We start from the raw sequence: 23,094 nt of genomic DNA, 5'->3' as shown, positions 1-23,094 counted from the left end.
GAAATGTCTGGGGGAGTTCGCGCGTGGCGCGTCATCCGGGCGGAGCGAAGCGTGGGGCTCCCGGCGCGGCGTCTCGTCTAGATGGACGATGACGGTCGACCAGGCGGTTGACCAGGCACATGCTGGGCGCGTATGGGCTCGAGATGGAGCCAGAACCATACGGCTGTTCCTCGACTATAACAGTCTCACCTGTCGCGGCGATTCCTCGAGATCTATCGGGACTGCAGGGCGTCGAGCGCCACGGCCATGGCGATGACCAGGCGGCGGTCGATGCGCGGATCCCGGATCTCGATGGCGTACCGGTCGCGCAACCCCCACCTGCGGTCGACGGAGAACGCGATCGAGGCGCCGATGCTGAAGTCGAAGTGGTACGGCAGCCACTCCAGCGAGTCGGAGAACCGGCGCAGCAGGGCGACCGCCAGGTTCCGCTCCTGGCCCGTCAGCGTCGGCAGCCCCGGCTGCTGGACATGCCAGGTCGAGCGGAGCAGGGACCGGCCGAAGTCCTTGCGGAACATGCCGATCGACGCCCCGCTGTCGTCGACGACGTCGTACTCGCCGGCGAGGTCGAGGACCTTGCGCGCCTTGAAACCGGCGAGCGTCGCCTGCCGGGACTCGTCGGTGTAGAGGGTCACCTGCTCCTTGAGGGCCATCCGCTTCTGCTCGGCGAACGCCACGGCCTCGCCCTCGGAACCGTCGGGGAGAGCCACATGGACGACGTACCTGTTCACCATCATGGTGATCTTCTGGCGCAGGTACAGGCGGCTCTGCGCCTGCAAGGTCGCTATATCCATATGAGTCTCCAAAGACGGTCTGTTGCCTCCCTATATGCCCTCTTCCGGGAGAAGATCACCAGTCGGGATACCCCTGAATCAACGACGTAGGGGGATCAGGGTTTTCTCAGGGTTCCTCGCGGAACGTGTCTTCAGGAAGGCCCGTTGAACCGGATGACGAAAGGAGCCGATCGATGTACCGATCGAGACAGCACAAGATCATCGCTGGCGTCTGCGGGGGGATCGCGGACCGGTACGGCATGTCGCCGACGGTCGTACGCCTGCTGTTCCTGCTGTCGTGCATCTTGCCGGGCCCGCAGTTCGTGGCCTACATCATCATGTGGGTGCTCTTCCCCAAGGCCCCGGCCCCCACGTCGGCGGGCCACGACTACTCGTACGGGCGCAGGTAGTCGGCTGCGCCGCACGGCGCGGCCGCGTTTATGCTCACATCGGAAGAGGTGAGCGATGATGCGGCAACGGCCCCTGACGCTGATCCAGGACGAGCTGGTCGACTACGAGAAGGCCATGGAGCGGATGGCCGCGCTGGTCGAGGAACGGCAGGACGACGCGCGGCCCGACACGTTGTGGCTGCTCAGCCACCCGCCGGTCTTCACGGTCGGCAAGCGGACGCTGGAGACCCACCTGCCCGACCCGTCGGCCGGCATCCCCGTGGTGCCGACCGGCCGCGGCGGGCAGCTCACCTATCACGGCCCCGGGCAGCTGGTGGGCTATCTCATCGTGAAGCTGCGGGACGGCGAGGGCGTGGTCGACTACATCCGCGAGGTGGAGCTGCGGCTGGTCGAGGCGCTGGCCCGGATCGGCGTCCCGGCCGAGCGCCGCGACACCCCGCCCGGGTCGGAGCTGCTGACCGGCGTCTGGACGCGGGACACCGGGCGGAAGATCGTCTCGATCGGCATGCGGTCGAGCCGGTCGGTCACCAGCCACGGCTTCGCGCTCAACGTGGACGGCGACCTCACGCCGTGGAACCTCGCGATCCCCTGCGGCATGCCCGACGTGGAGATGACCTCGATCGCCCGCGAGCTCGGACGGGCCTCCATGGAGGAGACCCGCCCGGTCGTCGCGGAGGCGTTCGAGGCCTCCTGACGCCGGCGGTCACAGGGCCCGGGCCGCGCTCTCCAGGCCGCGGGTCACCCGGTCCCGCCAGTCGTCGCGGAACATCGGCTGTGCCCGTTCCCGCACCACCCACAGCGTGAGCTGGAGGCGCCGCAACGCCGTGAAGACCCCGATCGCGTCCTCGTGACTCGCGGGCAGCGGCCGTACGGCGCGGTATCCCGCGAGCAGGGCGGCACGCAGATCCGCGGCGTGCGGCAGGTGGGCGAGTTCGCTTGCGGTCACGGCCAGGTCGTAGACGAAGTGGCCGTACCCGCAGTCGTCGAAGTCGATGGCGCGGACCTCGCCGCGGTGGAAGAGATAGTTCTCCTGGTGCAGGTCGCCGTGGATCAGCCCGTAGGCGTCCGGCCCGTGGCCCAGGGCGTCCCGGACGCGCCGCACGCGCTCCGTCACCGTCCGCACGATCTCGGCGCCCGCCGCCGAATGCACCCGCTCCACCAGCTTTGCCGCCTGCTCGGCCTCCTCCTGTGGCGGGGTCGCGGCGCGACGGCCCGGCTCGGTGACGGCGTCGACGCGTCCCCGGGTGAAGCCGGCCGGCGCCGTCCACCGCGCGCTGTGCAGGTGCAGGTGAGCGGTGAACGCGCCGACCCGGCGCAGGTGCGCGGTGGTGAGCGTGGTGTCCAGGAACCGGCCGTCCACCCAGTGGTACAGCACGCAGCTGCGCGCCGCCGGCACCTCCGCGTGCTCGGCCACGGTCAGCAGGTCACCCGTACGGGTGGGCACCGGCTCGGGGACGGCCAGCGTGGTGTCGCGGCGCAGGGCCCGCAGCCACAGGGCCTCCGACCTGACCATCTCCGGGCTCGGGCCGTCGGGGCGCTGGACGCGGAGCACATAACGCCGGCCGTCCGCGCCGTTCACGCGGAAGGTGGTGTTGAAGCCCTTCGCCATCGCGGTCAGGCGGGCCACCGGCACGTCGTAGGCCGTCAGGGCCGAGCGGGCGAGCGCGGCCAGGCGGCGCCTGCGCCGAGTGTCGTCGATCATGAGGCGAGCGTACGGCCCGCCGGGGCGGGCGGGCCGTACACGCGGAGATCAGGTCACGGGCTCGGGCCGGCCGACGTCGTCGCCGATGTCGTCGACGGTCCGGCGGGGGCCGGTGAACCAGTGCTTGGCGGACAGGTGCCACCACAGGGCGATGCCGATGAGCACGGCGCCGACCGCGATGGGGGCGTAGTTCACGGAGGTCCAGGTGAAGTCCGCGTTGCCCGGCACGCCCGCAGGGGCGATGGGCAGGACGAAGTAGACCGAGATGATCGCGATCTCGATCACGGCGATCCAGGACAGCGCCTTGTACTTGCGGCCCAGAGTCCACGGCCCCGGCTGGAAGGAGTCCCCGGCACGCAGGCGCAGCCAGATCGGGATGAGGAACGCGAGATAGAGCCCGATCACCGCGATGGACACCACGGCGAGGAACGCGACGGGGGTCGTCGTGCCCTCGGGCGCGTAGAGCGCGGGCAGCGTGATCAGCAGCGCGACCCCGCAGCCGGCGATGATCGCGTTGACCGGCGTGCGGTTGCGGTCCACCTTCGACCACAGCCTCCAGCCCGGCACCGCGCCGTCCCGGGAGAACGCGTACGTCATCCGCGACATCGAGGTCACGCAGCTCATGCCGCAGAAGAACTGCCCGATCGTGGAGATCCCGAAGACGACGGTGGCGAGCGTGGACGACAGCGACGAGGTGAAGATGGCTCCGACGAAGCCGCCCTCGGCGTTGACGGCGTCCACGTTCGTGGCCGCGAACAGGAACGCCAGCAGCAGGATCCAGCCGCCGATCGCGGAGTAGAAGATCGACTGCCACAGGCCCTTGGCCGCCGTGCGGGCCGCGCCGTGGGTCTCCTCCGACACGTGCGCGCAGGCGTCGAATCCGGTGATCGTGTACTGCGTGAGCAGGAAGCCCAGTGGCAGCACGTACAGCCAGAACGCCGGGCCCGAGTCGCCGTCGCCGAAACCGGAGTTGTTGAACGTCTCGAACAGGAAGCCCACGCTCTGGTGCTCCGTCGGACCGAAGATCAGGATCAGCACGACGGCCGCGGCGCCGAACACGTGCCACCACACCGAGACGTTCTGCAGCAGCGAGATCAGCCGGTGACTGAAAATGTTGATCAGCGCGTGCAGCACCAGGACCACGGCGAACAGCAGGAAGGTCTGGTGCAGCGCGCTGCCGTTCGCCCAGGAGTCGCTGAAGCGCCCGATCGTGATGTTCAGGAACGTCGCGCAGCCGTAGTCGACGGACGCGGTCACCGCGATCAGCCCGATCAGGTTCAGCCAGCCCGTGAACCAGCCGTGCACGGGCCGGCCCAGCTTGGCGGCCCACCAGTAGATGCCGCCCGCCGTGGGGAACGCGGAGACCAGCTCCGCCATGCAGAAGCCGATGATCAGGATGAACGCCGAGATCAGCGGCCAGCCGACGGAGATCGCCAGCGGTCCGCCGTTGTTCCACGCCTGGCCGAAGGTCGTGAAGCAGCCGGCGAGGATCGAGATGATGGAGAAGGAGATGGCGAAGTTGGAGAACCCGCTCCAGGTGCGGGCCAGTTCCTGCTTGTAGCCGAGTTCCGCTAGTCGTTTGGCGTCGTCGTCGAGGGCTTGCGCCATGAGGCCTCCTCTAACCGGCTCTAACTGGTGCGGGGTATCCAGCCGCCGGTCTTGTCGTCTGCGACGGGATCTGGCATGCCCGGCTCCTTTTGGTCTACCTTCAGACCATTGATCCGATTTTCTGGGTCGCGTGTTACACGGCAGTACCGATGACGCAACTTCCAAAAGGCTCTTGTATCAAGCCCGGCCCGGGGTGACGGGCTTGGTGCGGGCCGGGTGGGCCGGGTGGTAGGTGAAGGCCCAGCGGTCTGTGCCGATCTTGTGGCGGGTGTAGCGGTCGCGGTTGTGAAACTGGTCACCAGCCGGCCCGCCCCGGCCACGGTCATCCCGCCCGTGGTGCGCAGCCAGCTACGGGTGGAGGCATGACCGTGCCGCCTGGCCTGCCCCGCCCGATGCACCCGCGCCACCCGATCCGCAAGAGCAGACGTGATCCGATCCCGGGCGTACATCAGGTCCTCGGCCTCGGCCAGGCAGATGTCCGCATCGTCGGGAACCGGCGCCAGCGCCAACGACTGCGCCGACTCCCGCACCGAGGCCACCAGCACCCACGACGACCGGCCCCGGCCATCGGCGGTCCCACTGCCGGCGGGCGGGTCGTGCGGTCGCCGTCTACTACAGAAGGCTCTGACCGGACTCCCGCGGAGGGTTCGTGGTTGTCACGGAGGAAGTTCGCCGCGGGTGGGCAGGCCCTGCCAGGAGCTGTGGCTGGCGACCGCGAAGGCGGCCACCGAGATGCCGCGCTTGAGGCGGTCCGCCGGGTGCAGGCCGTCGAGGATCGCGCTGAGGTAGCCCGCGACGAACGCGCCGCCGACCTCGGCGGGATCGACTGAGGTCACGGGGGCGGCCTGGGTGTCGTAGCGCAGGCCCTCGACGGTGGCGCTGGCTCCCTTGGCGCCCCGGGTCACGACCAGTTCGGGCGTGGACGCGAGCACGGGCTCCACGAGCATGAGCTCGTCCTGGGTCGCGAACAGCACGTCGGCCGAGGCGGCGAGTTCGGTGAGCCCCTGCCGGGCCTCCTCCGCGCTCTCCCAGAGGTTCGCACGGTGGTTGACGTCCACGGAGACGAGCACCCCGGCGTCCCTGGCGAGCTTGACGGCGTGGTGGACGGCGCTCCACGCGAGGCCGCTCAGGCCGAGGGTGACGCCCGTGACGTGCAGGATCCGCGCCGACTGCACCGCCTCGCCGGGTACGTCGCCGGTCGACAGGTGGGACCCGGCCGAGCCCTCCCGGTAATGGACGGCGTGCGACGAGCGCCCGATGCGCCGCTGGCGCAGGATCAGCCCGGTCGCCGCCGTCTCGTCCACCCGTACGTGGGAGACGTCCACGCCCTCGCCGCGCAGGACGGTCAGCGTGCGGGTGCCGAGTTCGTCGGCGCTGACCCGGCCCAGCCAGCTCACCGTGTGGCCGAGCCGGGCCAGGCCGACCGCCGTCGTCAGCTCGGGCCCCTCCACGTCGAGCCGGATGGTCGTGTCATGCCGCAGCCGGTCGCCGGAGACGACGCCCAATGCCTCTCCGAGCGTGAAAACCTCGGTCATGCCGTGAGTCCGCGGAATTGCACCCGGAAAGCATGACAGACCCTGATCCGCCGGGGAAAGCCCTCGCTCAGGCGCCGAACGCGTCCACGGCGGCCTGGCAGAAGGCCTTCAGGTCGTCCGGCTTCCGGCTGGTCACCAGCGTGTTCGGGCCGCCCGTGCAGACCATGACCTCCTGGTCCACCCAGGTCGCCCCCGCGTTGCGCAGGTCGGTCCGCAGGCTGGGCCACGAGGTCAGCGTGCGCCCGCGCACCACGTCGGCCTCCACGAGGGTCCACGGCGCGTGGCAGATCGCCGCGACCGGCTTGCCCGCGTCGAAGAACTCCTTCACGAACCGCACGGCCTCCGGCCGCATCCGCAGAAAGTCCGGGTTGGCGACCCCGCCGGGGAGGACCAGCCCGTCGAATTCGGCCGCGGAGACCTCTCCCGCCACGGCGTCCACCGGGAAGGTGCCGGCCTTGTCGAGGTGGTTGAACGCCTGGATCTCCCCGCGTTCCACCGAGACCAGCCTCGGCGTGCCACCCGCCTGCTCGACGGCCTTCCACGGCTCGGTGAGCTCGACCTGCTCGACCCCCTCGGGGGCGACGAGGAATGCGATCGTCTTGCCCTGGATCATCGTTGCTCCCCTCTTTTGCTCGTTCTTGACGTCGCGTGCCCGGACGGGTGCGATCTATGCCGTCCGCTGGGTAGGGGACCGGCATGCCCGTGCTCGTGGGGACCTCCGGCTGGCAGTACGCCGACTGGCGCGACCTCGTCTACGGGGGCGTGCCCCAGAGGCTGTGGCTGGAGAGCTACGGCGAGATCTTCGCCACCGTCGAGAACAACAACGCCTTCTACCGGCTGCCGAAGCGGGAGACGTTCGAGGCGTGGCGGGAGCGTACGCCGCCCGACTTCGTCATGGCGGTCAAGGCCAGCCGCTTCCTCACGCACATCAAGCGGCTCAAGGACCCGGAGGAGCCGGTCGAGCGGCTGATGGGCGTGGCCGAAGGGCTCGGCCCGAAGCTGGGCCCCATCCTGCTGCAACTGCCGCCGACCCTGCAGGTGGACGCCGGCCGGCTGCGGGCCTGCCTGGCCCGGTTCCCGCGGTCCGTACGGGTCGCGGTCGAGCCTCGGCACGCCTCGTGGTGGACCGACGAGATCCGCGCCCTGCTGACGGAGTTCGGGGCGGCGTTGTGCTGGGCCGACCGTCTCGGCCGGCCGGCCGGACCCCTGTGGCGTACGGCCGACTGGGTCTACCTCCGCTTCCACGAAGGACGGGCCGAGCCCTGGCCCAGCTACGGCTCGCATGCGTTGCGCAGCTGGGTGGACCGCCTGGGCGAGGCGCCGGACGCCTACGTGTACTTCAACAACGATCCCGGCGGCGCCGCCGTTCGCAACGCGATCACCTTTGCGGAGCTGGCCCGCGCGCAGGGGCGGGACGTGAGCAGGGCGCGGCTTCCCGAGCGGTCCCCCGAGCCCGTCCGGCCATGACCGGACGGGCGAGTGTCACCCCCGGCATCACGGATCAGACGCGGCGCTCGTCGGCCGCGTGACGCCCGCCCGCCACCAGCTGGTCGGGGGACGACTGCTGCGCGGGCACCGACACGCGGTTGTGCGGCGCGGTGGGACGCTCGGCGCGCTCGGCCCGGTCGTCGACGCCGTCGCGGTCCCGGTCGACCTTCGGCCGCTCAGCCGTCGTGTCGGCCGTCGTGTCAGCCGTCGTGGAGGCCGTCGAAGTCGTCTCCAGGCGGCGCTCCAGGTCGCGCTTCTCGGCCTCCAGACGGGACACGCGGTCCCGCTCCGCCAGGCGCGCCTCACGCAGCCGGCGGCGCTTGACTGCGGACCGGCGCATGCCGCCGGTGATGAGCAGCAGGCCGGCGACGAAGACGGCGGCGGTCACGACACCGGCGATGAACAGCTCGAACGGGCTGAGGTTGAACGTGCGGTCCAGGACCGTGATCGGCATGGTGTTCGCGGTGTCGTTGACCGACACCTCGATCACAGCCGCCGCCGCGATCAGGACCAGAAGCAGGCCCAGTAAGACCATCTGCCCTCACTCCCAGTGCGGTTGCGATTGGTGGACGTCCTCCGACTGCCCAGGAGAGCCGGGATCATGTGCCGCGGGTCACAGCACTGCCAAGGCAAAGAATGCGCGTTAACACTCTGGTTACAAACGGGCAAAAGTCACGAAATCCCGAAACGGCACTGTTGGGCGTGGCGGACGAACGCCAGGCCGCCTCGTTCGAAGGGATCGACGTGACCTACAAGGCCGAGTACATCTGGATCGACGGCACGGAGCCGACCGCGAAGCTCCGCTCGAAGACCAAGGTCCTTGCCGACGGCGCCGAGCCGCCGCTGTGGGGCTTCGACGGGTCCAGCACCAACCAGGCCACCGGTCACGCCTCCGACCTGGTGCTCAGGCCGGTGTTCACCTGCCCCGACCCGATCCGGGGCGGCGACAACGTCCTGGTCCTGTGCGAGGTCCTGCACACCGACATGACGCCGCACGCCTCCAACACCCGCTCCCCGCTCGCGGAGGTGGCCGAGCGCTTCGCCGACCAGGAGTCGTGGTTCGGCATCGAGCAGGAGTACACCTTCTTCAAGGACAGCCGCCCGCTCGGCTTCCCGCTGGGCGGCTTCCCCGCTCCGCAGGGCGGCTACTACTGCGGTGTCGGCGCCGACGAGGTCTTCGGCCGTGACATCGTCGAGCTGCACCTCGACCGCTGCCTGGCCGCCGGCCTGAAGATCTCCGGCATCAACGCCGAGGTCATGCCCGGCCAGTGGGAGTTCCAGGTTGGCCCCGCCGGGCCGCTGGAGGTCTCCGACCACATGTGGATCGCCCGCTGGCTGCTCTACCGCACCGCCGAGGAGTTCGACGTGGCCGCCACGCTCGACCCCAAGCCGGTGAAGGGCGACTGGAACGGCGCCGGCGCGCACACCAACTTCTCCACCAAGGCGATGCGTGAGGGCTACGACCCGATCATCACCGCCTGCGAGGCCCTGGGCGACAACGCCATGGAGCACGTCAAGAACTACGGCCACGGCATCGAGGACCGCCTCACCGGCCACCACGAGACCGCCCGGTGGGACAAGTTCAGCTACGGCGTCTCCGACCGCGGCGCCTCCGTCCGCATCCCGTGGCAGGTCGAGGTGGACAAGAAGGGCTACATCGAGGACCGGCGCCCCAACGCCAACGTCGACCCCTACGTCGTCACCCGCCTGATCGTCGACACCTGCTGCACGGCTCTGGAGAAGGCCGGCCAGGTCTGACGGTTCCCCCGTCCTCGTACGGCTCCCGCGTCCGGCGCGGGAGCCGTACGCGTATGTCGGGCATGTACGGTGGCCGTCGTGCCGCACCAGCCAGAACCCCTCGTCATCGGCCACCGGGGCGCCAGCGCCCTGCGGCCCGAGCACACGATGCCGTCCTACGAGACGGCGATCGCGCTCGGGGCCGACTACATCGAGCCCGACCTGGTCTCCACGCGCGACCACGTCCTGGTGGCCCGCCACGAGAACGAGATCTCGGGGACCACGGACGTGGCGGACCACCCCGAGTTCGCCGCCCGCCGTACCACCAAGACCATCGACGGCGTGACGGTCACCGGCTGGTTCACCGAGGACTTCACGCTGGCCGAGCTGCGCACCCTGCGGGCCACCGAGCGCATCCCGGACCTGCGCCCGGGCAACGCCGCCTTCGACGGGCTGGCCCCGATCCCCACGTTCGACGAGGTCGTCGAGCTGGCCGTACGGCACGGCGTGGGCGTCTACCCCGAGACCAAGCATCCCTCCTACTTCGACTCCATCGGCCTGTCGCTGGAGGAGCCGCTGCTCGACGTGCTGGGCCGGCACGGCCGGCGCGACCGGCACGACCCGGTCTTCATCCAGTCGTTCGAGGCGGCCAACCTGCGCGAGCTGCGCGAAACGACCCGGCTGCCGCTGATTCAGTTGATCGGCGGCTCGGGCGCGGCGTACGACCGGATGGTCACGCCCGCCGGGCTCGAGGAGATCGCGACGTACGCGGACGGCATCGGCGTGGCGACCTCGCGGGTCGTGCCCACCGGTTCCGGCGGCCGCCTCCTCGCCCCCACGACACTGGTGCGGGACGCCCACAGGGTGGGGCTGGACGTGCACGTGTGGACCGTCCGCGACGAGAACGCCCAGCTCCCGGCCGACTTCCGGCGCGGCGATCCGGACGGCCCGGCGTACGCGCGGGCGACGGGAGACGTGATGGGCTGGCTGGCGATGCTCTACGACCTCGGCGTGGACGGCGTCTTCGCCGACAACCCCGGCACGGCCCGTGCGGTGCTCGCGGGGCGTTCCCGGCGGATCGCCGCAAGTTGACAATGATTTTCATTTGCGGGACATTTGGGTCGTGTTCTCGCCGCTTGCCCGTACGCTGTCGTCCGCCGCGCTGGTCGTGCTGTTCGCAGCCGCGTGCGGCGGCGCGCAGAAGCCTTCCGATTCCTCCGACCCGGCCCTGGAGACGGCCCGGCCGTTGAAGGTGGTGGCGACCACCACGCAGGTCGCCGACTTCGCCCGCAACGTCGGCGGCGACCGGGTCACGGTCCATCAGTTGCTGAAGCCGAACGTCGATCCCCACGACTACGAGCCGTCCCCGGCCGACATGCGGGCCATCGGTGAGGCCGACGTGCTCGTCAAGAACGGCGTGGGCCTGGAGAAGTGGCTGGACGAGACGATCTCGGCCGCCGGGTTCGACGGGACCGTCGTCGACGCCTCCCAGAACGTCCAGATCCGCATGGGCTCCGAGGAGGGGCACGAGGAGGGGCACGGGGAGGAGGGACACGATCACGACGAGTCCGAGGGCGACCCGCACATCTGGCACAACCCGCTCAACGTCAAGACGATGGTCGCCACGATCGAGAAGGCCTTCGCCGCCGCCGACCCGCGCGACGCGGCGGCCTACCAGGCCAACCGGACGGCGTACGACGCGAAGCTGGACGCGCTCGACGCCGACATCGCGAGGAAGATCGAGTCCGTGCCCGCCGCCCGGCGCAAGATCGTGACCAACCACGACGCCTTCGGCTACTACCTCGACCGTTACAAGCTGACGTTCGTCGGATCGATCATCCCGAGCTTCGACACCTCCGCCGAGCTGTCCGCCAAGCAGGTGTCCGACCTCGTCGCCGAGATCAGGTCGACCGGAGTGGCGGCCATCTTCTCGGAGGCGTCGCTGCCGCCCAAGACGGCCGAGGCGATCGGCCGCGAGGCCGGGGTGACGGTCGTGGCCGGAGAAGACGCGTTGTACGGCGACTCGCTCGGCCCCGAAGGCTCGGCCGGTGCGACCTACCTCCAGATGGAGGAGCACAATACCGACACCATCGTCAACGCGTTGAGGGGGACCGCCGCATGAGCGAGCGCACGCCCACCCTGGTGCTCGACCGGGCGAGCGTGGCCTACGGCGACGTCCCGGTCCTCGAGGAACTGCACGGCGTCGTCCACGAGGGCGAGGCCGTGGCGCTGATCGGCCCGAACGGCGCGGGCAAGTCGACGCTGATCAGGGCGCTGCTCGGCCTGGTGCCGGTGGTGCGCGGCCGGATCGAGGTGCTGGGCAGGCCCCCGGCGCAGGCCCGCCGCGACGTCGCCTACGTGCCGCAGGCCGACACGCTCGATCCCGACTTCCCGGTGTCGGTCGAGCAGGTGGTGATGATGGGCCGCTACCGGCGGATCGGCTGGCTGCGCCGCCCCTCCGCCGCCGACCGGGCCGAGACCGCCGAGGCCCTGGAACGGGTCGGGCTGGCCCACCGCGCACGGGAGCGGTTCGGCACGCTGTCGGGCGGGCAGCGCCAGCGGGTGCTGCTGGCCCGCGCCATCGCCGCCAAGCCCCGGATGCTGCTGCTCGACGAGCCGTTCAACGGCGTGGACGCGGTCAGCCAGCACGCGCTGCTCGAGGCGATCGGCTCGCTGAAGGAGCAGGGCGCCTCCGTCGTCGTCAGCACCCACGACCTCGCCATCGCGCATCTGGCCTGCGACGAGGTGTGCCTGCTCAACCGGCACCAGTTCGGCTTCGGCCCGACCGGCGACGTGCTGACGCCCGAGCGGCTGCGCGCGACGTACGGCGGGCACGCGCTCGAACTGCGCGGCGACCGGGTGATCGTGACCCAGACATGATGTTCTTCGAGCCGTTCCAGTTGCCCTTCATGGCGCGGGCGCTGGTCGAACTGGTCCTCCTCGGCGCGCTCGCGGGCACGGTCGGCGTGCTGGTGCTGCTGCGCCGGCTCGCCTTCGTCAGCGACACCCTGACGCACACCGTCTTCCCCGGCGTGGTCATCGGCCACCTCATGGCCGGGGACGGCGGCATCTTCTGGGGGGCGCTGGCCGCCGGGGTCCTCACGGCCGTCCTGCTCACGCTGCTGACGCACCGCCGCCGCGTGAGCGAGGACGCCGCGCTCGCCATGCTGTTGACCACGTTGTTCGCCGTCGGCGTCGTGGTGGTCTCGCGGCAGACGGGCTTCACCTCCGACCTCACGGCGTTCCTGTTCGGACGGGTGCTGACGGTCACCGAGGAGCAACTCGCCCAGACCGCCGTCGTGACGGTCGTGGTCGTGGCGTTGCTGGCGGTGCTGCGGCGCCCGCTCCTGCTGCGGGCCTTCGACCCCGAGGGCGCCCGCGCGGCCGGCGTACGCGTGGGCCTGCTCGACCTCGTGCTGAACATCGCGGTCGCGCTGGTCGTCGTGGCCGCGGTGAAGGCGGTCGGCACGATCCTCGTGATCGCGCTGCTCATCGTGCCGGCCGCGGCGGCCCGGTGCCTGTCGGACCGGCTCGCCGTCATCGTGCCGCTGGCCTGCCTCGTCGGCGCGGCCGGCGGATGGCTCGGGCTCGTCGTGAGCTACGAGGCGTCGGTGGAGCACGGAGTGCGGCTCGCCTCCGGCGCGACCGTGGTGCTCGTCCTGGTCGCGTTGTACGGCCTGGCCCACGCCGCCGGGGCCGTACGCAGGAAGGCGGGCCTGAGCCGCGCCCGCCGCCGCGCGGTGGTGGAGAGTGCCGCATGAGCTGGCTTGACTCCACCGTGCACCGGGCCCTGGTCGAGGCCGTCCTGGTCGGCGTGCTCGGCGGGGTGGTCGGGGTGTTCGTGGTCGCGCGGCGGCTGCCGTTCTTCACGATGGCCCTCACGCACGCGACGTTCCCCGGCATCGTGATCGCCGCCCTGCTCGGGGTGAACCTCTATCTCGGCGGCGGGCTGTTCGGGCTGCTGGTGGTCGCCGCGGTCCTCCTGTTCGGCCGGGGCCGCGGGCAGGACTTCGGCACGGCCACCGGAATCGCGCTGTCGGGCGGCTTCGCGCTCGGGGTGGTGCTGGTGTCGGCGCAGGACGGCTTCACCAAGGACCTGGCGGCCTACACCGTGGGCGACGTCCTGGCCGTGGGCACGGGCGACCTGGTGGCGACCGCCGCCGTCACCGTGGGGGTGCTGCTCCTGCTCGCCTTGGTGGGCAAGGAACTGCTGCTCGCGGCGTTCGACCCGGTGGGGGCGGCGGCGCTCGGGCTGCCCACCCTGCTGCTGGACTTCGCCCTGCTCGCGGTCGTCGAGGTGACCGTCGTCGCCACCGTGCCCGCGCTGGGGACGATCCTCGCCGTGGCGCTGATCGTGGGCCCGGCCGCGACCGCCCGCCTGCTCACCGACAGGCTCGCGCCGCTGTTCCCGCTCGCCGCGGCGATCGGGGTCGCCTGCGCGCTCGCGGGCGTGTGGGTCTCCACGCGGTGGAACGTCGCGACCGGTGCCTCCATCGCCCTGTTCGTGGGCCTGGTGTTCGGGACGGTCTTCCTCGGGACCGCCGTACGCGGCCGGGTCAGGCGGGCCGCGGCGAGGAGAGTGGCCGTCAGGGCTTGAGCAGGACCTTGATCGCGCCGTCCTCCTTCTTCTGGAAGATCTCGTAGCCGTGCGGCGCCTGCTCGAGCGGCAGGCGGTGGGTCGCCAGGTCCCCGACCCCCAGGGGGTCGCCGTCGCCGGTCAGGAGCGGCATGAGGTCGCCGATCCACCGCTTGACGTGGGCCTGGCCCATCCGGAGCGCGATGCCCTTGTCGAACATCTGCAGCATGGGCATGGGGTCGGTCATCCCGCCGTAGACGCCGCTGATCGAGATCGTGCCGCCGCGGCGCACGGTCTCGATGGCGTCCTGCAGGGCGGCGAGCCGGTCGAGGCCGGCGCGGGTCATCATGGCGGCGGCGGCCTTGTCGGGCAGCATCCCGGTGACCGTCTGGGCGAACTTGCCGACGGTGTAGCCGTGCGCCTCCATGCCCACGGCGTCGATGACCGAGTCGGTGCCCCGGCCTCCGGTCATCGAGCGGACCGCCTCGGGCACGTCGTCGGTCTCGTTGCCGTCGATCACCTCGATGCCGTGCCTGCGGGCCATCTCCAGGCGCTCGGGGACGATGTCCACGCCGATGACCCGGTAGCCGCGGTGGCGCGCGATGCGGGCCGACATCTGCCCGATCGGGCCGAGGCCGAAGACGGTGACGCTGCCGCCGTCGGGCACCTCGGCCCACTCGACGGCCTGCCAGGAGGTGGGCAGCACGTCGGAGAGGTAGACGAACCTCTCGTCCGGCGGCCCGTCCGGCACCTTGATCGGCCCGAACTGCGCCTGCGGGACGCGCAGGTACTCCGCCTGGCCGCCGGGCACCTCGCCGTACAGCTTGGTGTAGCCGAACAGGGCGGCGCCCGTGTCGTACTCGCGGACCTGGGTGGTCTCACACTGGGCGTACAACTCGCGGTCGCACATGTAGCAGTGGCCGCACGAGATGTTGAACGGGATCACCACACGGTCGCCGGGCTTGATGTGGGTGACCTCCGCGCCGACCTCCTCGACGATGCCCATCGGCTCGTGGCCCAGGATGTCGCCCTCGCCGATGAACGGGCCGAGCACCTCGTACAGGTGCAGGTCGGATCCACAGATCGCGGTCGTGGTGACTCGGATGATCGCGTCGGTGGGTTCCTTGATGGCCGGGTCCGGGACCTCGTCCACCCGTACGTCGCGCTTGCCGTGCCAGGTAACTGCCTTCATGGTTCCCCTCCAGAAAAGGGCCGGGGTGTCGCGATCGTTCCCGTATGCCCTACTTCTGGCGGGAGAAACGGCCCTTTCCGGGTCAGAGGTGCAGCACGCTGCCCTGCTCGTCCACGTGATCGGCGCCGTCGTCGTCGAACCAGACCCCGCCCGTCGCGAGGTAGCGGAACCGGTGCGCGCCGGGCGGAAGGATCACCGACACGGTGCGGGTGCCGTTCCTGCGCCGCAGCAGTTCGTGGCGGCCGGGCAGCCAGTCGTTGAAGTCGCCGACCACGCTGACCGTCCCCGTGGGGTCGTCGACGGGCAGGGTGAAAGTGACTCGGGTCTTCTGCCCGAACAGCCGAGTGCGCTTGAGCATGCCGCCTAGCCTGGCGTACGGCACCTAAAGGAAGAAACCAGTACACGCAGGACGTAACACAATATTCACGGCCTTTTCAGTGCGCGTGTCCGACCCCGCAGAGGAACCAGGTGGGCAGGTGCCGCCGGGCCTGCCGGGCGAGCAGGTTCTCGTCGTCGGGCCGCCAGTCGTCCAGCGGGACCAGGCCCGGCTCGACGAGGCGGAAGCCGTCGAACAGCTCGAGGATCTGCTCGCGGCTGCGCAGGGTGACGCCGCTGCTGGCCTGCCGGTAGACGGCCGCCCCGTCGTGCGCGTCGCCGGACCGCTCCTCGTCGGTGACGTGGGACAGCACGAGGTGGCTTCCGGGGGCGACGGACTCCCGGAGCCGGGCCACCAGCTCGGCCGGCTTGTCGTCGTCGGTGAGGAAGTGCAGCACGGCCACGAGCAGGATCGCGACCGGCTCGGCGGGGTCGATCAGCGACCGCAGCTCCGGGTGGGCCAGGATCTCCTCGGGCCGCCGCAGGTCCCCCTGCACGGTCACGGTGCTGGCCGCGGTGCCCGACAGCAGGGCCCGGGAGTGTGCGAGCACCACCGGGTCGTTGTCCACGTACGCGACCCGGACGCCGGGGTCCATCTCGTGCGCCACCTCGTGCACGCTGCCCTCGGCCGGCAGTCCGGTGCCGATGTCCACGAACTGCCGGATCCCGGCCTCGGCCACCAGGTGGCGGACGGCCCGGCGCATGAAGGCCCGGTTGCGGCGGGCCAGCGCACGGGCCTCGGGCGCGACCCGCAGAACCTGCTCCGCGGCCTCCCGGTCGGCGGCGAAGTTGTCCTTGCCGCCCAGGAAGTAGTTGTACATGCGCGCGGGGTTGGGGACGCGCGAATCGATACCCGGTGGTGGCGGCGCGTCATCGGCCACGCAACTTCTCCTCACTCATGGAAGTAAAGAGGACGTGCTGCGAGCATAAGGGCCGGCCGGGAGAAACCCAGCGAAGAACGCCATAACTCTGTGACTCCATCTATCGGCTCACAAGGGACCTAGGACCATCGCCCGATGTGGAGGCACGGCCCGGAAACCTATAACGGGCATATGTACGCCATCAGATTGCACGTTTTCGGTCCCGCCGAGAATCTCGTCTACGAGGAGGTCGAGGACCCCGAGCCCGGGCCGGGCCAGGTCCGCGTCGCCGTACGGGCGGCCGGGGTGCACCTGGTCGACACCACGTTGCGCGCCGGGAAGTACGCGGGCGGCCCGATCCCCGTCCCCGACCTGCCCACGATCCCCGGCCGGGAGGTCGCCGGGGTCGTCGACGCGGTCGGCCCCGAGGTCGATCCCGGTCTGGTCGGCAGGCGGGTGGTGACCCATCTCGGCATGGCCCCCGGCGGCTACGCCGAGCTGGCCGTACGGGACGCGACGGCGATCCACGAGATCCCGGACGGCCTCGGGTACGGCGAGGCGGTGGCGATGATCGGCACGGGCCGGACCACGATGGGCATCCTCGACGTCGCGGAGATCCGGGCGGACGACGTCGCCCTGGTGACGGCGGCGGCCGGCGGCGTGGGCAACCTGCTCGTGCAGGCGGCGGTGCGGGCCGGCGCCACGGTCGTCGGGCTCGCCGGCGGCGAGGAGAAGACTCGCCGGGTGCTCGCGCTGGGCGCGCACCACGCGGTGGACTACACCGCGCCCGGCTGGCCCGACCAGGTGCGGGCGCTCCTCGGCGACCGGGAGGTCACGCTGGCGCTCGACGGCGTCGGCGGGGACCTCGGGCGCACGACCCTGGAGTTGCTCGGCGTCGGCGGCAGGATCGTGCTGTTCGGCTGGGCGGACGCGCAGGGCGGCCCGACCGCGCTGACCACGGAGGACCTGTACGCGCGGGGCATCACGGCGGCGGTGGCGGTCGGCCCCCGGGTGCTGAAGCGGCCGGGCGGCCTGCGGGGCCTGGAGGAGCGGGCGCTGGCGGCCGCGGGGTCGGGCGCGCTGGTCCCGCTGGTGCAGAGCTTCCCGCTCAAGGACGCCGCCGCCGCGCACGCCGCGCTGGAGAACCGCGCGACCACGGGCAAGGTCGTCCTCGTGCCCTGACCCCGTCAGGCCACCAGGACGGGGTGGGGGAGCACGGAGTTGTGGCAGTAGCCGAGGTCGTTCCAGGGGGTGGCGTCCGGCTGGGAGCGGCCGTGCTCGTCGGTGGCCCGCACCCGCACGACGTGCGCGCCGGGGGCGGGATCCCAGGGGAACCGCCAGCGGGTCCAGACGCCGGGGAGGTCCGGACCGTCGAGGGCGGCCGGCAGCCAGGGACCGTCGTCGATCCGGTAGGCGACGGCCGCGACGCGGTCCTCCCCGGCGTAGGCGCGGCCGCGGATCGTCTGCGGGCCGGGGCTCAGGCGCGCGGGCCAGGGCAGCTCGACCAGGCTCGCGACCGGTGTGGAGGTGATCGGCACGGCCTCCCGGCCGGGCGCGACGATCACGTAGTCCTCGGTGTTCCACGGCGCGCGCAGCGGCCGGTCGGACACCTCGATGCGGCCCACCCACTTGATGCTCGCCGCGCCGAGCCAGCCGGAGACGATCACGCGGGCGGGGAAGCCGTGGTCGGGCGGCAGGATCTCGCCGTTCATGGCGAGCGCGAGCAGGGTGTCGGACGCCAGGGCCTTGGCGAGGGGCATCGGGCGGCGTCCGCGCGCCCCGTCGAGCCCCTCGGGCATGACCTCGACGGCGGCGTCCGTGAGGCCGGCGGGTTCGAGCAGGTCGCGCAGCGGGATTCCGGTCCATTCGGCGGTGCCGATCGCGCCGCGGCCCCACTGCACCCCGCCGAAGCGGTGGCCGTGCTCGGCGCCTAGGAGGGCGCGCCGGTTGCCCGCGCACTCGAGGGTCCGGACGACGGACACGAGGGGGAAGCGGCGCCACAGGTCGTCGTAGGTGTAGCGGACGGTCCGGCGTACGCCGCCGCCCTCGACGCGCAGCGCCCAGGTCCGCGCGTCGAGACAGGGGGTCGGGGCGTGGTTGCGGACGAAGAACCGGTCGGTGGGAGTGAGCAGGCCGGGCAGGCGGTCGGGCCGGGTGCCGTAGTCGAGGCCGGTGCCCGCGTCCTCCATGAGGTCGGCGGTCGTCGGCTTCACCACCGCCGCGCGGATGCCGGAGGTCGTACGCATCGGCCCTTCCCTTCCGGGCCGGCGCGGTGACGAACCCGTCAGCCCAGGTCGTGGCTCGCTCTCCGGGCCTGCCGCTGGGCCCAGGACGCGAGACGCGACCAGCGCCGGGCCGCGACCAGGCGGCTGGCGACGCGCGCGTTGTCGGCCTCGCGGTGCAGCTCGGTGATGCGCTCGGTGGCCAGGGAGTAGTCGTAGAACATCATTGCCGTCCCGGTCGTCGTTGTAACTGTCCTAATTGGCTTAGTCAGTTACAAAGGTACGGCAAAGAGGAGTAACTGGTCAAGTTGCCTTGGACAGTTACGGTGTCGCGGCCCGCCGCATGTCGTACGCCCGGATCACGGTGTCGAGCAGGCCGGGGAAGAGGGCGTCGAGGTCGTCGCGGCGCAGGGAGCTCATCTTCGCGGTGCCCCGGTAGACCTGCCTGATCACGCCCGCCTCGCGGAGCACTCGGAAGTGGTGGGTGCTCGTCGACTTGCTGACCGCGAGGTCGATCGCCGAACAGGACGACTCGCCGCTGCCGGCGAGGTAGCACACCACCTGGAGGCGTACGGGATCGGACAGCGCGTGCAGCACGTTCTCGAGCCGGATCTCGGATCGGTCCGGATGGTCGAGCGTCCGAGGAGTCATCGGAGCCTCCTTTGTACGAAGGTCTTCGTAGTTTGACAGATGCCGTACTACGAGAGCTATCGTACAAGAGTCCCGACGACGAGAGGAGCACGGCGTGAGCGCGTTGTTCGAGCCCCTGACCCTGCGGAACCTGACCATCCCCAACCGCGTCTGGATGTCGCCGATGTGCCAGTACAGCGCGGCGGTGGAAGGGCCGGAGCAGGGCGTCCCGACCGACTGGCATCTGACCCATCTCGGCTCCCGCGCGGTGGGCGGGGCCGGGCTGATCGTGGTCGAGGCCACCGCCGTGTCCCCCGAAGGCCGGATCAGCCCCGCCGACCTCGGGCTGTGGAACGAGCGCCAGCAGGAGCGGTTCGGCCGCATCGCCCGGTTCCTCGCCGATCAGGGCGCGGTGCCCGGCATCCAGCTCGCGCACGCGGGGCGCAAGGCGTCCACCGACCGCCCCTGGCGGGGCGGCGCGCCGGTCGGCCCCGAGGACCACGGCTGGCGGCCGGTCGCGCCCAGCCCGATCCCGTTCGCCGAGGGCCACCCGGTGCCCGACGAGCTGAGCGAGGCCGGCATCCGGCGGCTGGTGGAGAGCTTCGCGGCGGCCGCGCGCCGCGCGCTCGCGGCCGGCTTCAAGGTGGTGGACATCCACGGCGCCCACGGCTACCTGATCCACGAGTTCCTGTCGCCGTTCAGCAACCATCGCACCGACGCGTACGGCGGCGGCTTCGAGAACCGGGCTCGCTTCGCCCTGGAGGTGGTCGACGCGGTACGCGCCGAATGGCCGGAGGAGCTGCCGGTGTTCTTCCGGGTCTCGGCCACCGACTGGCTGAGCGAGAACCCCGAGGACCCCCGCGAGGGCTGGACCGCCGACGACACCGTACGGCTGGCCAAGGAGCTGCTCGCCCACGGGGTGGACCTGCTCGACGTCTCGACGGGCGGCAACGCGCCGAAGGCCCGGATCCCCATGGGGCCGGGATACCAGGTGCCGTTCGCGGCCCGGGTGAAGGCGGAGACCGACCTGCCCACGTCGGCCGTCGGCCTCATCACCGAGCCGCGCCAGGCCGAGGAGATCGTCGCCTCCGGGCAGGCCGACGCGGTGATGCTCGGCCGTGAGCTGCTGCGCGACCCGTACTGGCCGCACAACGCGGCGCGCGAGCTGGGGGCGGCCGCGCGCCGGCCCGACCAGTACGGCTGGGCGGTCTGAACGCCCGGACGTGGGTAGGGGTGGCCGTATGGCAGAGATCGGTTTCACCCTTATGTGCGAGCAGACGCCCGCGAAGGAGCTGGTGGAGGACGCGGTCGCGGCCGAACGGACCGGTTTCGACTACGCCGTCATCTCCGACCACTACTTCCCGTGGCTGGAGGAGATGGGCCACTCTCCGTACGCCTGGTCGGTGCTGGGCGCGGTGGCGCAGGCCACCGAACGGCTGCCGCTGATGACGTACGTGACGTGCCCGATCATGCGGTACCACCCGGCCGTGGTGGCGCAGAAGGCGGCCACGATGGGCGTGCTCAGCGACGGCAGGTTCACCCTCGGCGTGGGCGCGGGCGAGAACCTGAACGAGCACGTCGTCGGGCACGGCTGGCCGCCGGTCAACACCCGGCACGAGATGTTCCGCGAGGCCATCGAGGTCATCAAGGAGCTCTTCCAGGGCGGCTACCGCAACTACCGCGGCGAGTACTTCGACCTCGACTCGGCCCGGCTGTTCGACCTGCCCGAGCGGCCGGTGCCCATCGCGGTGGCCGCGTCCGGCGAGCAGTCGGTGGACATCGCGGCCGAGCTCGGCGACGGCCTCGTGTCGACCGACCCGGACAGGTCGCTGGTGGAGAAGTACGCCGCGTCCGGCGGAGAAGGCAAGCCCGTCTACGGCCAGCTCGCCGTCTGCTACGACCCCGACAGGGACGCCGCGATCGAGCGGGCGCACCGCATGTGGCGCTGGGCGGTGACCGGCTGGAAGGTCATGTCGGAGCTGCCCGCGCCGGTCAACTTCGCCGCCGCGACCGAGACCGTACGGCCGCAGGACGTGGCGGAGAAGGTGCCCTGCGGCGCGGACGTGGACGCCGTGGTCGAGGCCGTGCGGCAGTACACCGAGGCCGGCTTCACCCATCTCGCGCTCGTGCAGGTCGGGCGGGAGCGGCAGCGGGAGTTCTTCGAGTGGTCGGAGAAGGAGCTCCTCCCCGCGCTGCGCGACCTGTAGGAAGCCCGCACGGCCGTGAGATGATCGCGCTCGGCTTCGTCGATGGGGAGGAACGAGTGTCCGAGCGCACGCAGAAGGTGACGGTCACGGACGGTGGCGTGGACGGCGGGTTCGACCTGCGCCTGTGGATTCCCGAGCGGGGGAGCGGCCCGGGGCTGCTGCTCATTCCCGAGATCTTCGGCGTGAGCGACTACATCCGGGCCGTCGCCGCCGACCTCGCCGGGCTCGGCTACGTCGTGGGCGTGCCGGACCTCTTCTGGCGGCTGAACCCCGGCTGGGCGGCCGCGCACGACGAGGAGGGGCTGCGCGCCTCGCTGGCGCAGGTGACGGACCTCGACCCCGAAAAGGCCGCGGACGACTGCGCCGCCGCGCTCGGCGCGCTCGCCGCGCGGCCCGAGGTGACGGGCGGGACCGGCGCGCTCGGCTTCTGCCTCGGCGGCTCGCTGGCCTACGCGGTGGCGGCCCGCGGTGACGGAAGCGGCCTGTCGGCCGTGCTGTCCTTCTACGGCTCGGCCGTCCCGGACGCGCCGGAGCTGATGAACGACATCCGCTGCCCGATCCAGTTCCACTTCGGGGGGCGGGACCCCTACATCCCCCGGGACCGGGTGGCGATCGTGGAGGAGGCGGCGGCCGGGCGGCCGGACGTGGAGGTCCACGTGCAGGAGGAGGCCGGTCACGCCTTCCACAACTTCTACGCGCCGATGTTCCACAACCCCGAGGCGGGCCGTACGGCGTGGGCGCTGGCCGTGGACTTCCTGCGCCGTCACCTCCCGGCGGTCTGAGCCTCCCGCGCCTCCCGCTTCCAGGGGAGCGCGGGCAGGCCGCACCGCACGCGCAGGAGCATCCAGAAGACCGGGGCGAGCAGCAGCACGGCGAGCAGCGTCCAGACGGTCTCGGTGTTGCCGACGCCGAACATCTTCAGCGCGGAGGCGAGCAGCACGAACGCGAGGACGCGGCGGATCAGCCCGCCGGGGGCGCGCGAGGAGATCCGCGAGCCGAGGTAGACGCCCGGGATCGACCCGGCCAGCAGCGCGACCGTGACCGACAGCGTGAACTCGCCGAACATCAGATGACCGAGCGCGGCCGACATGACCAGCGGCACGGCCTGGACCAGGTCGGTCCCGACGAGCTGGTTGGCCTTCAACGCGGGATAGAGCGCCAGCAGGGCCACGATGATCAGCGAGCCGGAGCCGACCGAGGTGATGCCGACCACCAGCCCGCCCACGGCCCCGACCAGCGCGGTCGGCAGCGGCCGTACGGTGACGGCGGGCATCTCGGTCGCGGCCGGCTCGCCGGGGGCGGCGGTGCGCCGGCCGGTCTCGGGGGTGCGGCCCTCGGCGCGGTCGCGCATGGCGAGATAGCCGCGTACGGCCAGGCCCGCCGCCGCGATGAGCAGCGCGATGCCGAGGCCCTTCTGGATCACGTTCTGCACGCCCTCGCCGTCGCCGAGCGCGCGGGCGAGGAGCACGCCGCAGAACGCCGCGGGGACCGAGCCGGCGCACAGCCAGGCGACGAGCCGCAGGTTGACCGTCCCCCGGCGCAGGTGCACGAAGCTCCCCACCGGTTTCATCACGGCGGCGGCGACGAGGTCGCTCGAGACGGCGGCGAGAGGCGGCACGCCGAAGAAGGTCACGAGCATGGGCGTCATCAGGGCGCCGCCGCCCATCCCGGTCAGGCCGACGACGACGGCGACCAGGAAGGAGCCGATCGCCATGGTGTAGTCGAAATCCACTCATTTACCCTACCAAACCCATCGGAAATACGGATACCCCCGGGGCGGCG

26 protein-coding genes are annotated in these 23,094 nt (G+C 71.3%); 13 read left to right on the top strand and 13 right to left on the bottom strand.

All coding sequences use genetic code 11. The features are described 5' to 3' along the window. Positions 1 to 212 precede the first annotated feature (212 nt). The gene (locus AAH991_RS06705) at positions 213 to 791 is read right to left on the bottom strand and encodes an LURP-one-related family protein (RefSeq protein ID WP_346224867.1); all 579 of its coding nucleotides are present in this window, start codon (positions 789 to 791) and stop codon (positions 213 to 215) included. A 173-nt stretch (positions 792 to 964) separates the two neighbouring features. On the opposite strand from AAH991_RS06705, the gene AAH991_RS06700 reads away from it, so the two are divergent. Then, complete coding sequence (locus tag AAH991_RS06700) at positions 965 to 1,180, top strand: PspC domain-containing protein (RefSeq protein WP_346224866.1); 216 nt, start codon at positions 965 to 967, stop codon at positions 1,178 to 1,180. A 55-nt stretch (positions 1,181 to 1,235) separates the two neighbouring features. After that, positions 1,236 to 1,874, top strand: a complete 639-nt coding sequence (gene lipB, locus AAH991_RS06695) for a lipoyl(octanoyl) transferase LipB (RefSeq protein ID WP_346224865.1) — start codon at positions 1,236 to 1,238, stop codon at positions 1,872 to 1,874. Between the two features lie 9 nt (positions 1,875 to 1,883). On the opposite strand, the gene AAH991_RS06690 is transcribed toward lipB, so the two are convergent. The 4 genes from AAH991_RS06690 to AAH991_RS06675 form a co-directional block, all read right to left on the bottom strand. Next, the gene (locus AAH991_RS06690; protein ID WP_346224864.1) at positions 1,884 to 2,882 is read right to left on the bottom strand and encodes a phosphotransferase enzyme family protein; all 999 of its coding nucleotides are present in this window, start codon (positions 2,880 to 2,882) and stop codon (positions 1,884 to 1,886) included. 48 nt (positions 2,883 to 2,930) lie between these two features. Continuing rightward, the gene (locus AAH991_RS06685; protein WP_346224863.1) at positions 2,931 to 4,490 is read right to left on the bottom strand and encodes an amino acid permease; all 1,560 of its coding nucleotides are present in this window, start codon (positions 4,488 to 4,490) and stop codon (positions 2,931 to 2,933) included. A gap of 656 nt (positions 4,491 to 5,146) precedes the next feature. After that, on the bottom strand, positions 5,147 to 6,025 hold the full coding sequence (locus AAH991_RS06680) for a sugar kinase (protein WP_346224862.1): 879 nt from the start codon (positions 6,023 to 6,025) through the stop codon (positions 5,147 to 5,149). 67 nt (positions 6,026 to 6,092) lie between these two features. Then, entirely contained in the window at positions 6,093 to 6,638 is a 546-nt protein-coding gene (locus AAH991_RS06675; RefSeq protein WP_346224861.1) for a type 1 glutamine amidotransferase domain-containing protein, read from the bottom strand. 83 nt (positions 6,639 to 6,721) lie between these two features. Here AAH991_RS06675 and AAH991_RS06670 point away from each other — a divergent pair, with 83 nt between their 5' ends. Further along, positions 6,722 to 7,492: a DUF72 domain-containing protein gene (locus AAH991_RS06670; RefSeq protein ID WP_346224860.1), complete on the top strand. Its 771-nt coding sequence runs from the start codon at positions 6,722 to 6,724 to the stop codon at positions 7,490 to 7,492. Between the two features lie 34 nt (positions 7,493 to 7,526). Here AAH991_RS06670 and AAH991_RS06665 read toward each other — a convergent pair whose 3' ends face one another. Beyond that, positions 7,527 to 8,048: a hypothetical protein gene (locus AAH991_RS06665; protein ID WP_346224859.1), complete on the bottom strand. Its 522-nt coding sequence runs from the start codon at positions 8,046 to 8,048 to the stop codon at positions 7,527 to 7,529. Positions 8,049 to 8,215: 167 nt separating this feature from the next. Here AAH991_RS06665 and glnII point away from each other — a divergent pair, with 167 nt between their 5' ends. The 6 genes from glnII (at position 8,216) to AAH991_RS06635 (ending at position 13,847) form a co-directional block, all read left to right on the top strand. After that, positions 8,216 to 9,271 (top strand): glutamine synthetase, encoded by a 1,056-nt coding sequence (gene glnII / locus AAH991_RS06660; RefSeq protein ID WP_346224858.1) that lies wholly within the window; start codon positions 8,216 to 8,218, stop codon positions 9,269 to 9,271. 78 nt (positions 9,272 to 9,349) lie between these two features. Beyond that, positions 9,350 to 10,342 carry a glycerophosphodiester phosphodiesterase gene (locus tag AAH991_RS06655; protein ID WP_346224857.1) on the top strand — a complete coding sequence of 331 codons (993 nt, stop codon included), beginning with the start codon at positions 9,350 to 9,352 and terminating at the stop codon, positions 10,340 to 10,342. Between the two features lie 31 nt (positions 10,343 to 10,373). Then, positions 10,374 to 11,372: a metal ABC transporter substrate-binding protein gene (locus AAH991_RS06650; protein ID WP_346224856.1), complete on the top strand. Its 999-nt coding sequence runs from the start codon at positions 10,374 to 10,376 to the stop codon at positions 11,370 to 11,372. After that, the gene (locus tag AAH991_RS06645) at positions 11,369 to 12,130 is read left to right on the top strand and encodes a metal ABC transporter ATP-binding protein (protein ID WP_346224855.1); all 762 of its coding nucleotides are present in this window, start codon (positions 11,369 to 11,371) and stop codon (positions 12,128 to 12,130) included. The genes AAH991_RS06650 and AAH991_RS06645 overlap by 4 nt, the downstream gene beginning before the upstream one ends. Further along, the gene (locus AAH991_RS06640; RefSeq protein ID WP_346224854.1) at positions 12,127 to 13,011 is read left to right on the top strand and encodes a metal ABC transporter permease; all 885 of its coding nucleotides are present in this window, start codon (positions 12,127 to 12,129) and stop codon (positions 13,009 to 13,011) included. The genes AAH991_RS06645 and AAH991_RS06640 overlap by 4 nt, the downstream gene beginning before the upstream one ends. Next, entirely contained in the window at positions 13,008 to 13,847 is an 840-nt protein-coding gene (locus AAH991_RS06635) for a metal ABC transporter permease (protein WP_346224853.1), read from the top strand. Before AAH991_RS06640 ends, AAH991_RS06635 begins: the two co-directional genes overlap by 4 nt. On the opposite strand, the gene AAH991_RS06630 is transcribed toward AAH991_RS06635, so the two are convergent. The 3 genes from AAH991_RS06630 to AAH991_RS06620 all read right to left on the bottom strand — a co-directional run bounded on the left by AAH991_RS06630 (position 13,837) and on the right by AAH991_RS06620 (position 16,274). Continuing rightward, a complete protein-coding gene (locus tag AAH991_RS06630; RefSeq protein ID WP_346224852.1) occupies positions 13,837 to 15,018 on the bottom strand; it encodes a zinc-dependent alcohol dehydrogenase in 1,182 nt (393 codons plus the stop codon). The two genes, AAH991_RS06635 and AAH991_RS06630, sit on opposite strands and share 11 nt — an antisense overlap. A gap of 82 nt (positions 15,019 to 15,100) precedes the next feature. Next, positions 15,101 to 15,376, bottom strand: coding sequence for an isoamylase early set domain-containing protein (locus tag AAH991_RS06625; RefSeq protein WP_346224851.1), 276 nt, complete (start codon positions 15,374 to 15,376; stop codon positions 15,101 to 15,103). A 76-nt stretch (positions 15,377 to 15,452) separates the two neighbouring features. Then, the gene (locus AAH991_RS06620) at positions 15,453 to 16,274 is read right to left on the bottom strand and encodes an SAM-dependent methyltransferase (protein WP_346224850.1); all 822 of its coding nucleotides are present in this window, start codon (positions 16,272 to 16,274) and stop codon (positions 15,453 to 15,455) included. 171 nt (positions 16,275 to 16,445) lie between these two features. Between AAH991_RS06620 and AAH991_RS06615 the strand changes: the two genes are divergently transcribed. Continuing rightward, positions 16,446 to 17,435 (top strand): zinc-binding dehydrogenase, encoded by a 990-nt coding sequence (locus AAH991_RS06615; protein WP_346224849.1) that lies wholly within the window; start codon positions 16,446 to 16,448, stop codon positions 17,433 to 17,435. A 5-nt stretch (positions 17,436 to 17,440) separates the two neighbouring features. On the opposite strand, the gene AAH991_RS06610 is transcribed toward AAH991_RS06615, so the two are convergent. From AAH991_RS06610 to AAH991_RS06600, 3 genes are all read right to left on the bottom strand, one after another. Next, entirely contained in the window at positions 17,441 to 18,499 is a 1,059-nt protein-coding gene (locus AAH991_RS06610) for a sulfite oxidase (RefSeq protein WP_346224848.1), read from the bottom strand. 38 nt (positions 18,500 to 18,537) lie between these two features. Beyond that, a complete protein-coding gene (locus AAH991_RS06605; RefSeq protein ID WP_346224847.1) occupies positions 18,538 to 18,702 on the bottom strand; it encodes a hypothetical protein in 165 nt (54 codons plus the stop codon). A 94-nt stretch (positions 18,703 to 18,796) separates the two neighbouring features. After that, the gene (locus tag AAH991_RS06600) at positions 18,797 to 19,126 is read right to left on the bottom strand and encodes an ArsR/SmtB family transcription factor (protein ID WP_346224846.1); all 330 of its coding nucleotides are present in this window, start codon (positions 19,124 to 19,126) and stop codon (positions 18,797 to 18,799) included. A gap of 94 nt (positions 19,127 to 19,220) precedes the next feature. Here AAH991_RS06600 and AAH991_RS06595 point away from each other — a divergent pair, with 94 nt between their 5' ends. From AAH991_RS06595 to AAH991_RS06585, 3 genes are read left to right on the top strand one after another with little or no spacing between them, the layout of a single operon-like run. Next, positions 19,221 to 20,318, top strand: a complete 1,098-nt coding sequence (locus tag AAH991_RS06595) for an NADH:flavin oxidoreductase/NADH oxidase (protein ID WP_346224845.1) — start codon at positions 19,221 to 19,223, stop codon at positions 20,316 to 20,318. A gap of 28 nt (positions 20,319 to 20,346) precedes the next feature. Beyond that, on the top strand, positions 20,347 to 21,312 hold the full coding sequence (locus AAH991_RS06590) for an LLM class F420-dependent oxidoreductase (protein ID WP_346224844.1): 966 nt from the start codon (positions 20,347 to 20,349) through the stop codon (positions 21,310 to 21,312). A 56-nt stretch (positions 21,313 to 21,368) separates the two neighbouring features. Then, the gene (locus AAH991_RS06585; protein WP_346224843.1) at positions 21,369 to 22,094 is read left to right on the top strand and encodes a dienelactone hydrolase family protein; all 726 of its coding nucleotides are present in this window, start codon (positions 21,369 to 21,371) and stop codon (positions 22,092 to 22,094) included. Here AAH991_RS06585 and AAH991_RS06580 read toward each other — a convergent pair. After that, positions 22,076 to 23,026 (bottom strand): sulfite exporter TauE/SafE family protein, encoded by a 951-nt coding sequence (locus AAH991_RS06580; protein WP_428833958.1) that lies wholly within the window; start codon positions 23,024 to 23,026, stop codon positions 22,076 to 22,078. The two genes, AAH991_RS06585 and AAH991_RS06580, sit on opposite strands and share 19 nt — an antisense overlap. Between the last annotated feature and the right edge of the window lie 68 nt (positions 23,027 to 23,094).

It is taken from the genome of Microbispora sp. ZYX-F-249, assembly GCF_039649665.1.
Classification (GTDB): Bacteria; Actinomycetota; Actinomycetes; order Streptosporangiales; family Streptosporangiaceae; genus Microbispora; species Microbispora maris.
This window is presented reverse-complemented; position numbering and strand designations above follow the sequence as displayed.

What these genes read in the sequence shown, in the direction of transcription:
- AAH991_RS06590 (WP_346224844.1), top strand. Translation starts at nt 20,347, where the DNA reads ATGGCAGAGATCGGTTTCACCCTTATGTGCGAGCAGACGCCCGCGAAG.
- lipB (WP_346224865.1), top strand. Translation starts at nt 1,236, where the DNA reads ATGATGCGGCAACGGCCCCTGACGCTGATCCAGGACGAGCTGGTCGAC.
- AAH991_RS06605 (WP_346224847.1), bottom strand. Translation starts at nt 18,702, where the DNA reads ATGATGTTCTACGACTACTCCCTGGCCACCGAGCGCATCACCGAGCTG.
- AAH991_RS06615 (WP_346224849.1), top strand. Translation starts at nt 16,446, where the DNA reads ATGTACGCCATCAGATTGCACGTTTTCGGTCCCGCCGAGAATCTCGTC.
- AAH991_RS06640 (WP_346224854.1), top strand. Translation starts at nt 12,127, where the DNA reads ATGATGTTCTTCGAGCCGTTCCAGTTGCCCTTCATGGCGCGGGCGCTG.
- AAH991_RS06625 (WP_346224851.1), bottom strand. Translation starts at nt 15,376, where the DNA reads ATGCTCAAGCGCACTCGGCTGTTCGGGCAGAAGACCCGAGTCACTTTC.
- AAH991_RS06700 (WP_346224866.1), top strand. Translation starts at nt 965, where the DNA reads ATGTACCGATCGAGACAGCACAAGATCATCGCTGGCGTCTGCGGGGGG.
- AAH991_RS06610 (WP_346224848.1), bottom strand. Translation starts at nt 18,499, where the DNA reads ATGCGTACGACCTCCGGCATCCGCGCGGCGGTGGTGAAGCCGACGACC.
- AAH991_RS06690 (WP_346224864.1), bottom strand. Translation starts at nt 2,882, where the DNA reads ATGATCGACGACACTCGGCGCAGGCGCCGCCTGGCCGCGCTCGCCCGC.
- AAH991_RS06645 (WP_346224855.1), top strand. Translation starts at nt 11,369, where the DNA reads ATGAGCGAGCGCACGCCCACCCTGGTGCTCGACCGGGCGAGCGTGGCC.
- AAH991_RS06665 (WP_346224859.1), bottom strand. Translation starts at nt 8,048, where the DNA reads ATGGTCTTACTGGGCCTGCTTCTGGTCCTGATCGCGGCGGCGGCTGTG.
- AAH991_RS06635 (WP_346224853.1), top strand. Translation starts at nt 13,008, where the DNA reads ATGAGCTGGCTTGACTCCACCGTGCACCGGGCCCTGGTCGAGGCCGTC.
- AAH991_RS06680 (WP_346224862.1), bottom strand. Translation starts at nt 6,025, where the DNA reads ATGACCGAGGTTTTCACGCTCGGAGAGGCATTGGGCGTCGTCTCCGGC.
- AAH991_RS06670 (WP_346224860.1), top strand. Translation starts at nt 6,722, where the DNA reads ATGCCCGTGCTCGTGGGGACCTCCGGCTGGCAGTACGCCGACTGGCGC.
- AAH991_RS06705 (WP_346224867.1), bottom strand. Translation starts at nt 791, where the DNA reads ATGGATATAGCGACCTTGCAGGCGCAGAGCCGCCTGTACCTGCGCCAG.
- AAH991_RS06630 (WP_346224852.1), bottom strand. Translation starts at nt 15,018, where the DNA reads ATGAAGGCAGTTACCTGGCACGGCAAGCGCGACGTACGGGTGGACGAG.
- AAH991_RS06600 (WP_346224846.1), bottom strand. Translation starts at nt 19,126, where the DNA reads ATGACTCCTCGGACGCTCGACCATCCGGACCGATCCGAGATCCGGCTC.
- AAH991_RS06685 (WP_346224863.1), bottom strand. Translation starts at nt 4,490, where the DNA reads ATGGCGCAAGCCCTCGACGACGACGCCAAACGACTAGCGGAACTCGGC.
- AAH991_RS06580 (WP_428833958.1), bottom strand. Translation starts at nt 23,026, where the DNA reads ATGGCGATCGGCTCCTTCCTGGTCGCCGTCGTCGTCGGCCTGACCGGG.
- AAH991_RS06675 (WP_346224861.1), bottom strand. Translation starts at nt 6,638, where the DNA reads ATGATCCAGGGCAAGACGATCGCATTCCTCGTCGCCCCCGAGGGGGTC.